This is a genomic window from Roseibium denhamense (assembly GCF_009711415.1).
In the GTDB taxonomy this organism is placed as follows: domain Bacteria; phylum Pseudomonadota; class Alphaproteobacteria; order Rhizobiales; family Stappiaceae; genus Roseibium; species Roseibium denhamense.
Map to the genome: position 1 here is coordinate 173558 of NZ_SMLZ01000108.1, position 11899 is coordinate 185456.

Consider the following 11899-nt stretch of genomic DNA (forward strand, 5'->3'; position numbering starts at 1 on the left):
GCTCTTAAGACCCGCTACCGCGTTCTGCCAGTTTTCTCAAGGTCGCAACCTCGCGGAACCACTGTTTTACGGGTTTTGCGGGCGCACCGCCGTAACGGCCACCAGGGGCAAGGTCTTCACTCACCACACTCACAGCTGCCACTTGCGCGCCCATACCGATACGCACATGTCCGCGGACACCGGTCTGCCCGCCAATTGCGACAAAATCTTCGAGGGTACAACTGCCCGACAATCCGACCTGCGACACCAGCACGCAATGACGGCCAATGACGACATTATGTCCAATCTGCACCTGATTATCGATCTTCGTGCCTTCGCCAATGATGGTATCGCGATTTGCGCCCCGGTCGATGGTCGTATTCGCCCCGATTTCCACATCATCCTGGATGATGACACGGCCGATCTGCGGCACCTTCAGATGCCCTTGCGGCCCCATCGCGTAACCGAACCCATCCTGGCCGCAACACACACCCGGATGGAGATAGACCCGATTTCCTAGCACGGAATGCTGAACGGTCGCATTCGGTCCGATCACGCAATCCCGGCCAATGCGGACACCATTCGCGATCACTGCGTTGGCCCGGATAACAGTTCCCGCCCCGACCTCGGCTTTCGCACCGATCACCGCGCCCGGCTCAACTGTTACGCCATCTTCCAGAACAGCTGTAGGATCAACGAATGCCGATGCCGCAATACCTTTCGGCCCTTCTTGAACCGGCACCATTGCGCCTGGGTAGAGTTTTGCCAGGACCTTGCCCCAGGACCGGTACGCATCCGCACACACCAGAACGGCTACCCCGTCCGGCACCTTGTCCTTGTGGCGTTTACCTACCAAACAGGCGGCCGCTCGGGTCTTCGATAGCTGGTCGAGATAAGCTGTATTGTCAAAGAACACCAGACTTCCCGGAGTTGCGTCCTCCAGGGGCGCAACTGCAGTCAGTTCCAAAGCTTCGTCGCCGCGAACCAGCTCCGCTTCTGCCCAAGCCACCACATCCGTCAAACGTACATGCGCTGGAAACTCAAAAAATCCCGGATCTGACATAAGTTTGGAGCCCTTTTCATGGAGCCGGTCTGCGCCCAACAAAAACGGCCGCCGTTGGACCGGCGGCCGTTCTTTTAACTCAAGACGCCCTGATTTAGAAGCGCGTCCCGCCACTCAGCCGGAAGACCTGTGTCTTGTCGGCATCTTCCTTGGCAAGCGGGTAAGCAAAGTCTGCCCGGAGCGGCCCGAATGGCGATTGCCAGCGGATCCCGGCACCAACCGAAGCCCGGATCGCAAGATCGTTGGACTCTACCGTGCTGGTGCCACCTTCAACAAGGTTCACTAGATCGCTGTCTGCGTCCCACAGTGAGCCAGCGTCAGCAAAAACCGCTCCACTCAAGCCGAACTCCTTGGGAAGGACTGGGAACGGAAACTGTGTCTCAGCAGATGCAGCAAAGTAGAAGCGGCCACCCAGCGCATCATCGGTAGCAGAGTCCCGAGGTCCGATACCCTGGTTCTCAAAACCCCGAACAAGATTACCACCAAGCATGAACTGCTCGGACACCCGAAGACGTTCATCACCAAGAGCCATGATGTTGCCGCCACGAACCGACAAGCTTCCTACAACACCGTAGTCTGCAAGGATTTCCTTGTAAGCACGCGCTTGAGCTTCGGTTTTGACGTAGTAGCTGTCACCACCAACGCCGGCAAACTGCTGTTCGAATGAGAGGTAGTAACCATCCGTCGGGTTAATGAAGCGGTCTAGCGTGTTGTACTTGAGCTCATAACCGACCAGAGACGTCAGATAGGTTCCGAGCGAGTCACAAACAGCAAGCGAAAGTTCACTGGTGTCACAGTTGTTGATGCCCGTGGAGTTCCCGTCCGGATCTTCATTGTCTTCCTGGAAGATGTTGTAGAACAGACGCAGTGTCAGCTCGTCTTCCCGCAACGGCAAGGTGAATCCGAAGCCGCCGCCAGTGACTTTCTGATCGAACGAGCGATAGTCGTTTGCGTCATTCACCCTGCGATAAAGATCCAGGTCCAAGGCGATCCGGCGCCCCATGAAGAACGGCTCGATGAACCGGAACTCGTACTTCTGCGAGTCAGCACCTCCGCCTGCGCCAAGTTTGACGAATTGACCGCGGCCGAGGAAGTTCTTCTCTGTGATGGATACATCACCGACAATACCATCCACGGTCGAGTAACCGACACCAAAGGAGAGCTCGCCTGTCGGCTTTTCTTCTACCCGGACGTTGACAATCACGCGGTCCGGCGCACTGCCCTGCTGGGTCGTCACGTCAACCCGCTCGAAGTACCCAAGGTTCCGCAGGCGGCGGGTCGCCTTATCTACGAGCGCCCGGTTAAACGCATCACCTTCGGCGATATCGAACTCGCGCCGGATGACATATTCCCTCGTCCGGTCGTTACCGATCACGTTCATTCGCTCAATGTAGGTACGCGCGCCCTCTTCGACGTAGTAGATCAAAGAGATTGTGTTGTCGTCGTAGTTCCGGGCTCCACGCGGACGAACGCGGGCGAATGCATACCCCTCTTCGGACACACGGAGGGTGATATCCTCTACGGTCTGCTCAACCCGCAGAGAGTTGAATGTCTGACCTGGGCGGGTCCGCAAAAGTTTGCGAAGCTCCTCAGGGTCGACGTCCGAAATCGTGGACACGACTTCAACATCGCCAATTTCGTACTTCTCGCCCTCATCTACAGTGAAGGTGACGTAAAAGATGTTTTGTTCACGATCGAGGTCTGCACTGACAGACACGATCCGGAAATCAGCGTAACCCTTGCGGTTGTAGTACTGACGCAGGAGCTCTTCGTCTGCCGCAAGACGATCAGGATCGTAGGTGTCTGTGCTGCGCAGCCAGCTCAACAAGCCGCTTTCGCGCGTCCGGATCACATCCCGCAACCGGCCGTCACTGAAAGCGCTGTTTCCGATGAAGCTGATACGCTCAACGCCGGTTTTCTGGCCTTCATTGATTTCGAAAACCAGATCGACGCGCCCTTGGCCGCGATCAATGATTTTCGGCTCGACGGAGGCACCAAAACGGCCGCTGCGGCGATACGATTCCAGAATGTTCTGGACGTCCGTCTGGACACGGGCGCGGGACAGGCTTGTACGCGGCTGCGAACGGACAGCCGTTCCAAGCGCATCATCCTTGATCCGGCGGTTACCTTCAAAAGAGACACGATTGATGATCGGGCTTTCAGACACCGTGACGATAACCGTGCTACCGCGCGGGGTAATTTCGACGGTTTCGAACAGCCCGGTCGCATAAAGCGCCTTCAGCGACTCATCGACATCAAAAGCGCTGTAGGAACGCCCAGGCACGATGGTCATGTAGCCAATCACTGTATCGGCATCAATTCGGCTGGTTCCGCGCACCTCAATATTGCGTGCGACCGCGGCCTCAGCTTGTGTGGCACCGCCCACAGGACCGAAGCTGGCCGGCAGCAGGGAACCGGTGGAAAAAACGGCAGCCGCCAACAGTACGGCCTTAGTAAGTCTCTGCAATCGCTGCATTAGTGCGCTATGCCTTTTTTATAAACACCCCTTCCGGACCCCTGCATACCCCCTGCAGAATCCCAGAAACCGATCAACGTTTTATAGGTTTTTACCGATAACGCAACCGCCCCAATCGACTGAAAGCGATTTATTCTGAAGACGTTGCGTCAATGTCACGTCCCTTGTTTTCTAGAGGCTCACAAGCCGCCAGATGTCGTTCCAAGTAGCAAAAACCATCATTGCCAGAACAAGACAGATTCCAATCTGGAATCCAATCTCCTGAACACGCTCGCTCAGCGGTTTTCCACGTACTGCTTCGGCCGCATAGAAAACGAGATGGCCGCCATCCAATACCGGAATCGGCAAAAGATTTATGAACCCGATCGAAACAGACAAAAACCCCGCGAGGTGAATCAGCTCAATCAGGCCGAATTGTGCCACCGTGCCGGACACCTGTGCGATCTGGACAGGGCCGCCAAGCTGTGTCGGCGACTGAATGCCGGAGAACATCTCCCCGATAAACGCAATCGTGTCGTAGATGATCTTGTAGGTCCGCTCCACGCCTGCTCCGACAGCCTCGACCGGCCCCAGACGGCGGACCACCTGATTGCTTTCAGAGCGTGATATCTCCACGCCGATACGCGGCTCTTTGAATTCGATGCCAAGCGTATTTTGGTCCGTGACATAAACAGGTGTCACAGTTGTTTCGACACGCTGTCCATCGCGGTCAAGGCCGAGGATAAGAGGTTCGTGCGGGTTGCGCCGGACTGTCCATTTCAGATCATCAAAATAGGAGATCGGTTTGCTGTTGATCGATAGGATCAGGTCGCCTTCCTTGATGTCAGCGCTTGCGGCCGCAGAATCTTCAACGATGCCAGAAACATATGGAAGCAGCTCAGGTTTGCCGTGAGCCATGTAGATGGACGCGAAAATGGCAATCGCGAGGATAAAGTTCGCGATCGGGCCCGCAGCAACAATCGCAGCGCGCTGCCAAACCGGCTTGGCGACAAAAGCGGTTTTTCGTTCCTCCGCGCTCATCTGAGCAATGCGTTCCCGGTCCGGAACGCTGGCGGCGTTCTCGTCACCCGCAAATTTTACATATCCACCAAGCGGGATAAGCGAAATTTTCCAACGCGTCCCTTTGCTGTCGTTCCAGCCGATAAGTTCCTTGCCGAAGCCGATTGAAAACGCATCCACCTTTACGTTGCACCACCTGGCAACCGCAAAGTGGCCGAGCTCGTGGAAGAAAACCACGATGGTCAGCACGAACAGGAAGGGGATGAGATATTCGCTGAACAGGGCGTAGGGAGAAAGAAGGAATTCCATTAGAAGCGATATTCCTTAAGCGCGTGGTGAACCTGCACCTTACAAACAAGACAATTACGGCGCGTTAATGGTGGACAGCCAGTTCCGCGCCAACGGAAACCTAGAGACTACCGGGACGATATCCAGTCAGAGGCAAATTTGCGGGCATCGGCGTCCAATGCAAGCACGCCATCAATGTCCATGCTGCCCTTGAGCCGACCGTCGCGATCAAATCGCTCCAGCACGGCGCCTATCACATCCGGAATGCCCGGATACCCGATCCGTCCTTCCAAAAACGCCGCAACGGCCACCTCATCGGCCGCATTCAGAACCGCTGGTGCACCGCCGCCAGTTTCCAGCGCCTGCATGGCAAGTTTGAACGCCGGAAACCGCTGTGTATCAGGGGTCGCAAAAGTCAGAGTTCCAAGAGCTGCCAGATCGAGCCTTTCGACCGGCACCGGCATGCGCTTTGGATAGGACAGGCAATGCGCAATCGGCGTACGCATGTCCGGGTGGCCCAGCTGCGCCAGAAGCGAGCCGTCTTTGTATTGAACAAGTCCATGAACGGCAGATTGAGGGTGGACGAGGACATCAAGCTGATCCCTCCGGACCGGGAAAAGATGAAAGGCCTCGATGACTTCAAAACCCTTGTTCATCAGGGTCGCACTGTCGATCGAGATCCTGGCCCCCATGTCCCAATTCGGATGCTTGAGCGCCTGTGCCGGTGTGACAGTTGCCATTTGCTCAAGCGGCAACTCACGAAACGGACCGCCGGAAGCTGTCAGAATGACTTTCTCAACCTGATCTGCCTGGTTTGTTTCGAAAACCTGAAAAATCGCATTGTGTTCGCTATCGACAGGGAGCAGTTCCGCGCCCTGATCACGGATAGCGGCCATGAACAGGTCACCCGCACAAACAAGGCACTCCTTGTTCGCCAGCGCGATTCTGCGGCCCGGTTTCACGGCCGCCAATGTCGGCACAAGCCCGGCCGCACCGACAATCGCGCCCACGACAATATCCGTATCGCGGTCAACAGCTTCAAGGACCGCAGAAGACCCGGCTGCAACGTCGACCGGCTGCCCCGACAACCGTGCCTTCAAGTCCGGTAAATTGCCATCGTCGGCAAGAACGGCGCAGTCCGCGCGAAGGCGGACTGCAAGATCCGCCAAGACGTCTGCATTCTGGTTCGCAACAAGGGCGACCACATCAAACTGGTCAGGGTTCCGTTCGATAATATCGGCAACGCTGAGGCCTATGGACCCCGTCGCTCCCAAAACTGTGATACGCGTCTTTTGGCCGGTCTCCCGGCTCTGTCCGTCCGGCATGTGCATCTGCTGGTCCATGTTACATCAATCCCAGCCCGGCAATCGGATCGGATAGACTTCCTCCAAGGATGAGACCGAGGATCACCGCGAAGATGGCTGCGGCCACAAGCCCGTCTATGCGGTCCATGATACCGCCATGCCCTGGTATAAGCCGACTGGAATCTTTGACTGAAAAGCGGCGCTTGATCGCAGACTCAAGCAAGTCCCCGCCCTGGGACACAACGGAAAGCACGGCTGACAGAAGCGCCCAGCTCGCCAGATTGACGGCACCGAACGCTGATGCGATTGCGGTGCCCAGAACGACGGAAAACACCAGGCCGCCCATGGCACCCGACCAGGTCTTTTTCGGAGAAACCCGCACCCAGAGCTTTGGGCCACCAACGAAACGGCCAACGAAATAGGCAAAGATGTCCGTTGCCCAAACCACGATCAGCAGGAAGAAGGCAAATAGGAGCCCGTTTGACCCCGTTCTTATTGTCAGGAGAGCAATCAGCGCCAATCCGGAGAACAAGATTCCCTCACCGGCCCATCGGCCGCTGCGGGATAATCCCGTTCCCAGGGCAGCAAATGCCGCGGCAACTGCTACGGCGGCCAATCCATATTCAACCGCCCCCAGAACATGAGCAACCAACACAGCGACGAGCGCGCCGTATCCGGCAATAGCAACCGTTGATGTCTTTCCCGTACCTGTGATGGTAAGCCACTCCCAAAGGAACAGCGCCACCGCAACCAGGATCAAAAGGGAATAAGGCAAGCCGCCCCAGTAGGTGACGAACAGGACTGTTGGCCCAAGCACAACAGCGGAAAGCAACCGCAAGCGCAGATCTGACATTTTTTTCTGGCTGGAAGCGCTTTCGGCCATCACATCATCAACGTTCACAGCGAGCCGGAATCAAGACCGCCAAACCGGCGCTCCCGATCACTGTAGGACGCGATTGCCTCGTCAAAAGCGGTCTCGTCGAAATCCGGCCAATAGCGGTCGGAGAAGAAGAACTCAGAATAAGCTGCCTGCCACAGAAGGAAATTCGACAGGCGCATTTCGCCGCTCGTGCGGATGATCAGATCAGGATCCGGAAGCCCGCCCGTATCCAGAGCCTCGGAGACCGAGTCTTCCGAAATCTGGTCGATCCTCAGTTCTCCGGACTGCACCTTTGCGCTGATCCGCTGGATCGAGCGCACAAGCTCGGAACGGGCGCCGTAGTTGAAGGCAATCACAAGCTCCAGGCCGGTGTTTGACACCGTCAGCTCTTCAGCTTCTTCAAGAAGTTTGAGAATTCCCGGTTCAAGGTTGGACCGTTCGCCAATCACCCGGATACGGACATTGGCTTCGTGCAGTTCACTCAGATCACGCTGTACAAAGCGGCGCAACAGCCCCATCAGGAAGGTGACTTCCGTTTCCGGGCGCCGCCAGTTCTCAGACGAGAAGCTGAAGACAGTGACCACTTCAATACCGATTTTGCCGGCATAGCGAATGGTCCGGCGGAGCGCTTCCAGCCCCTGCCGGTGACCTTCCGTGCGGGGCAGACCGCGCGCTGTGGCCCAGCGGCCATTGCCGTCCATGATAAGAGCAACGTGACGCGGAAACCGCGCCACAGCCCCCTCTGCAACTGGCAAATGCGTCTTTCGGTCTGGTCTGACGTTCATCAGTCTCCCCAAAGCTCCAAAAAATCGCCGGTCTTAGACCTGAGAGATTTCCTGCTCTTTCTTTTCAAGCATCGCGTCGACTTCCGAAATCATCTGGTCGGTCAGCTTCTGCACTTCGTCAGACGCAACGCGGCTGTCATCTTGGGAGATGTCACCGTCTTTTTCCGCCTTTTTCGCGGCGTCCATACCATCGCGGCGCACGTGGCGGATCGCCACCTTGGCCTGCTCGGCGTATTTATGAGCAACCTTGATCAATTCCTGGCGGCGTTCCTGGTTCAGTTCCGGGATCGGAAGACGCAGCAACTGGCCGTCAACGACCGGGTTGAGGCCAAGGTTTGATTCGCGGATGGCTTTTTCCACCGCCGACACCATGCCCTTGTCCCAGACTTGAACAGCCACCATGCGCGGCTCGGGCACAGATACCGTACCAACCTGGTTGAGCGGCATTTGCTGTCCATAAGCATCGACGGTGATCGGGTCCATCATGCTGGCGGACGCGCGGCCAGTGCGCAGGCCGGCAAAGTCAGTCTTCAATACAGACAGAGCCCCTTGCATGCGGCGCTTCAAGTCATCCAGGTCGACACCTTCAACCGACATAATTTCCTCACTGTTCTTATGTGCGTGGCTTAAAAGAAATTCGGCGCGCGCCAACATGGCACAAACGCACCGAAAAACAAGAGCTTCAACCGCGAACCGGTGCGATTACGTCAGTCACTCACAACCGTGTAGGTGCCGGTTTCCTGCAGGACGCTGACCAGTGCGCCCGGAGTGTGAATGGAGAACACGATGACCGGTATGGAGTTGTCGCGCGCCAGTGCGATAGCTGTTGTATCCATCACCTTCAAATTGCGGGTAATGACTTCCTCGTAGTTGAGGGTCTCATAGCGTTCCGCATCCGGGTTCGACTTCGGATCGTCGGAGTAGACACCATCCACCTGGGTGCCCTTCAAGAAGGCGTCACACTTCATTTCAGCAGCCCGGAGAGCCGCACCGCTATCTGTGGTGAAGAACGGGTTCCCGGTGCCGCCCGCAAAGATGATCACATCACCATCTTCCATGTACCGGTCGGCGACACGCTGGGAAAATGTTTCGCAAATGGAGGGAACCGAAACCGCCGATAAAACGCGGGCATTCACTTTCAGGCGCCGCAGGGAATCAGCCAGTGTCAGGCTGTTCATGATGGTGGCGAGCATGCCCATATGGTCGCCCGTGACCCGGTTCCCGCCCTTGGCGGCAACCGCAACGCCGCGGAAGATGTTGCCGCCGCCAACGACAACACCGACCTGCGCGCCAAGCGCGACTGCGTCGGCGATTTCCTTGGCAATCCGTTGCACGATCGCAGGATCAATTCCAAATGCCTGCGAGCCCATTAAAGCCTCACCTGACAGTTTCAAAAGAATCCGCTTCCAGCGCAATGGATTGGTCATGGGCTCACCTTATCAAAAAATGTCTCTCTATAAAAAAAGCGCCGGACTGGCCGGCGCTTTTTCGAAGAGGCTTACTGCCCGGTGGCTGCTGCCACCTCCGCGGCGAAGTCCTGTTCTTCCTTTTCGATCCCCTCGCCGAGAGCGAAGCGAACAAAGCCGGTCAGCTTCACATCGGTTCCAAGCTCTTTACCAAGAGCTTCGACCGCTTGTTCGACCGTTTGATCCGGATTGATCACGAAAGCCTGTTTGACCAGCGTGACTTCCTCGTAGAACTTGCGCAGACGGCCTTCGACCATCTTCTCAATGATGTTCTCCGGCTTGCCGGACTCACGCGCCTGTTCAACAAAGACCTGCTTTTCACGCTCGACAACAGCTGCGTCCAGCTCTTCGGTGTTCAGAGCCAGCGGGCTGGTTGCTGCAACGTGCATGGCAATCTGGCGGCCAAGGCCGTTCAGCTTGTCTTTGTCGCCGGAAGATTCCAGGGCAACAAGCACACCGATCTTGCCCAGACCGTCTTTAACAGCACCGTGAACATAGGATGCAACAACACCCTCATTGACACCAAGAACCGCAGTGCGGCGCAGGGTCATGTTCTCACCGATGGTCGCAATCGCATCTGTGATTGCGTCGGATACCGGCTTGCCGCCAAGAGTGGCCGCAGAAACGGCTTCAACGGAACCGTCGGTGCCCACGGCAACCTCGGCAACGCTGGAAACCAGCTCCTGGAAGCCTTCGTTGCGCGCAACGAAGTCGGTTTCGGAGTTCAGCTCGATAACAGCCGCTTTCGCGCCGTCCGACGCTACACCGACAAGGCCTTCAGCCGCAACGCGGCCTGCCTTTTTCGCAGCCTTGGCAAGGCCTTTGGTGCGCAGCCAGTCAACAGCCGCTTCCATATCACCGCCAGATTCGTTCAAAGCGGTTTTGCAGTCCATCATGCCAGCGCCGGATTTCTCACGGAGCTCTTTTACCATCGCAGCGGTAATGCTCATCGATTGCCTCGTGGATGGGGGTTTCAGATAAGGCACGGTTTAGCCGATGGCTATCCGCGCCTTTATGACGGGAACGCAACAAAATGCGGCCCATCTGGCGAAAGTCACATAAAACTGCCGCCCTTGCAGGCGGCAGCTTCAAAGATCTTAGGCTTCAGCGGCGACCGGAGCGGCTTCTGCTGGAGCTTCAGCGGCTGCCTCACCCGCATCAGCAAGTGCTTCTTCAACCGGAGCCTCTTCCGATGCGCCGACATCCATGCCAGCAGCGCCCTGTGCACGGGAGATCCCGTCAATTGCAGCGCGGGCAATCAGGTCGCAGTAGAGCGAAATCGCACGGCCGGCATCGTCGTTGCCCGGAACCGGGTACGTAATGCCATCCGGGTTGGAGTTGCTGTCCAGGATCGCTGCGACCGGGATACCCAGACGGCGCGCTTCCTGAATGGCAATTGCTTCACGGTTTGTGTCGATGACAAAGATAAGGTCCGGAATACCGCCCATATCCTTGATACCGCCCAGGTTCCGCTCAAGCTTCTCTCGCTCGCGGTCCATGAACAAACGCTCTTTTTTGGTCAGAGCGTTTGCAGCGTCAGAGCCGAGCGTTTCTTCGAGCTTGCGCAGGCGCTGAATGGACTGCGAAATGGTTTTCCAGTTGGTCAGCATGCCGCCGAGCCAGCGTGCGTTCACGAAGTACTGCGCGGAGTTGCGTGCAGAAGACGCAACAGCTTCCTGTGCCTGGCGCTTCGTGCCAACGATCAGAACACGGCCGCCGCCGGCGACTGTGTCGGACACGGCTTTCAACGCCTGGTGCAGAAGCGGAACGGTCTGGGACAGGTCCATGATGTGAACATCGTTGCGTACACCAAAGATGTACTGACCCATGCGCGGGTTCCAACGGTGTTTCTGGTGACCGAAGTGAACGCCAGCTTCCAAGAGCTGACGCATTGTGAAATCGGGCAATGCCATACCCTTAAACTCCTGATTTTTCCGGTTTAACCTCCGCAAGAGGGTTTGGGCCGGAGGATCATCTCCCGTCGGCCACCGGATGGATCCCGATAAGCTCGGTTTCCGCCCCTTGCGTGTGGAATGGGCGCCTTATAGTTGGGAAGAAATTTTATTTCAAGAGCCGGGCGCCGGTTTTCTGCGCAGAAAATGCCAATGTTTGCCCGACCCTACAGCGGCAGGAGCCTGACTGCCGGGCAACTATGTCTCTGTCATGTTGCCCCGAACAGACTGCTACCGGCCTTCAAGTATTGATTCTGCCTCTGCATAGCACGGTTTGCTGATGCTATTTGACCGCGCATAAAGGCAAGCCAGAACCCGCTCCGTTCCGGACCCAGCGCTTTGGCATTGCGCCTTGATATCCGTCCCGCAAACTTGCTGGAGTTTGGCGGCGCGGTCGCTCCCCTGGAGGGAGTTCAGGCTGGCGGGAAGCATCTTTTTGAACGTGGCGCTGCTGGTGACCTTCGCAAGTTCCGGCTTGCAAGTGCCGGATACCTTTGTGTCATGGGCAAACAGGCAGGCGGACAGCCGGCCCCTGCCCTCCTTTACACCGCTGCACAGGGTTTCCAGATCGGTCTTGCAGGCCGCCATAAAGGCATTGGAATGTGCCGGACCAACCGAACCGGCCGATGTCAACAAACCGGCCGCTATAATAACGGCGGCAAACCTTAAAAAACGGACCATGTCATTTCACCTTGAAGGAGGCCGCC

Annotated in this window: 11 protein-coding genes; 1 reads left to right on the forward strand and 10 read right to left on the reverse strand. The window is 56.9% G+C overall.

Translation table 11 applies throughout. The annotated features are described in order from the left end of the window. Nucleotides 1-4: 4 nt before the first annotated feature. From lpxD to rpsB, 10 genes are all read right to left on the reverse strand, one after another. Nucleotides 5-1042 carry a UDP-3-O-(3-hydroxymyristoyl)glucosamine N-acyltransferase gene (gene lpxD / locus E1180_RS12230; protein WP_155191457.1) on the reverse strand — a complete coding sequence of 346 codons (1038 nt, stop codon included), beginning with the start codon at nucleotides 1040-1042 and terminating at the stop codon, nucleotides 5-7. 94 nt (nucleotides 1043-1136) lie between these two features. Then, the gene (bamA, locus tag E1180_RS12235) at nucleotides 1137-3482 is read right to left on the reverse strand and encodes an outer membrane protein assembly factor BamA (protein ID WP_425280916.1); all 2346 of its coding nucleotides are present in this window, start codon (nucleotides 3480-3482) and stop codon (nucleotides 1137-1139) included. 207 nt (nucleotides 3483-3689) lie between these two features. After that, the gene (rseP, locus tag E1180_RS12240) at nucleotides 3690-4826 is read right to left on the reverse strand and encodes an RIP metalloprotease RseP (RefSeq protein WP_155191459.1); all 1137 of its coding nucleotides are present in this window, start codon (nucleotides 4824-4826) and stop codon (nucleotides 3690-3692) included. Between the two features lie 107 nt (nucleotides 4827-4933). Beyond that, nucleotides 4934-6148 carry a 1-deoxy-D-xylulose-5-phosphate reductoisomerase gene (locus E1180_RS12245; protein ID WP_244314047.1) on the reverse strand — a complete coding sequence of 405 codons (1215 nt, stop codon included), beginning with the start codon at nucleotides 6146-6148 and terminating at the stop codon, nucleotides 4934-4936. 1 nt (nucleotide 6149) lies between these two features. Then, a complete protein-coding gene (locus E1180_RS12250) occupies nucleotides 6150-6992 on the reverse strand; it encodes a phosphatidate cytidylyltransferase (protein WP_208997106.1) in 843 nt (280 codons plus the stop codon). 14 nt (nucleotides 6993-7006) lie between these two features. Beyond that, nucleotides 7007-7774: an isoprenyl transferase gene (locus tag E1180_RS12255; RefSeq protein WP_155191460.1), complete on the reverse strand. Its 768-nt coding sequence runs from the start codon at nucleotides 7772-7774 to the stop codon at nucleotides 7007-7009. Nucleotides 7775-7807: 33 nt separating this feature from the next. Continuing rightward, entirely contained in the window at nucleotides 7808-8371 is a 564-nt protein-coding gene (gene frr, locus E1180_RS12260; protein WP_155191461.1) for a ribosome recycling factor, read from the reverse strand. Nucleotides 8372-8481: 110 nt separating this feature from the next. Then, entirely contained in the window at nucleotides 8482-9201 is a 720-nt protein-coding gene (gene pyrH, locus E1180_RS12265; protein ID WP_155191462.1) for a UMP kinase, read from the reverse strand. Between the two features lie 71 nt (nucleotides 9202-9272). Continuing rightward, the gene (gene tsf / locus E1180_RS12270) at nucleotides 9273-10190 is read right to left on the reverse strand and encodes a translation elongation factor Ts (RefSeq protein WP_155191463.1); all 918 of its coding nucleotides are present in this window, start codon (nucleotides 10188-10190) and stop codon (nucleotides 9273-9275) included. 147 nt (nucleotides 10191-10337) lie between these two features. Further along, a complete protein-coding gene (gene rpsB / locus E1180_RS12275; protein WP_155191464.1) occupies nucleotides 10338-11153 on the reverse strand; it encodes a 30S ribosomal protein S2 in 816 nt (271 codons plus the stop codon). A 378-nt stretch (nucleotides 11154-11531) separates the two neighbouring features. Between rpsB and E1180_RS22495 the strand changes: the two genes are divergently transcribed. Continuing rightward, nucleotides 11532-11861 carry a hypothetical protein gene (locus E1180_RS22495; protein WP_244314048.1) on the forward strand — a complete coding sequence of 110 codons (330 nt, stop codon included), beginning with the start codon at nucleotides 11532-11534 and terminating at the stop codon, nucleotides 11859-11861. The last annotated feature ends 38 nt before the right edge of the window (nucleotides 11862-11899 follow it).

Coding starts and splice junctions, on each gene's coding strand:
- frr (WP_155191461.1), bottom strand. CDS start 8,371: ATGTCGGTTGAAGGTGTCGACCTGGATGACTTGAAGCGCCGCATGCAA.
- rpsB (WP_155191464.1), bottom strand. CDS start 11,153: ATGGCATTGCCCGATTTCACAATGCGTCAGCTCTTGGAAGCTGGCGTT.
- pyrH (WP_155191462.1), bottom strand. CDS start 9,201: ATGACCAATCCATTGCGCTGGAAGCGGATTCTTTTGAAACTGTCAGGT.
- rseP (WP_155191459.1), bottom strand. CDS start 4,826: ATGGAATTCCTTCTTTCTCCCTACGCCCTGTTCAGCGAATATCTCATC.
- E1180_RS12255 (WP_155191460.1), bottom strand. CDS start 7,774: ATGAACGTCAGACCAGACCGAAAGACGCATTTGCCAGTTGCAGAGGGG.
- E1180_RS12250 (WP_208997106.1), bottom strand. CDS start 6,992: ATGGCCGAAAGCGCTTCCAGCCAGAAAAAAATGTCAGATCTGCGCTTG.
- lpxD (WP_155191457.1), bottom strand. CDS start 1,042: ATGTCAGATCCGGGATTTTTTGAGTTTCCAGCGCATGTACGTTTGACG.
- tsf (WP_155191463.1), bottom strand. CDS start 10,190: ATGAGCATTACCGCTGCGATGGTAAAAGAGCTCCGTGAGAAATCCGGC.
- E1180_RS12245 (WP_244314047.1), bottom strand. CDS start 6,148: ATGGACCAGCAGATGCACATGCCGGACGGACAGAGCCGGGAGACCGGC.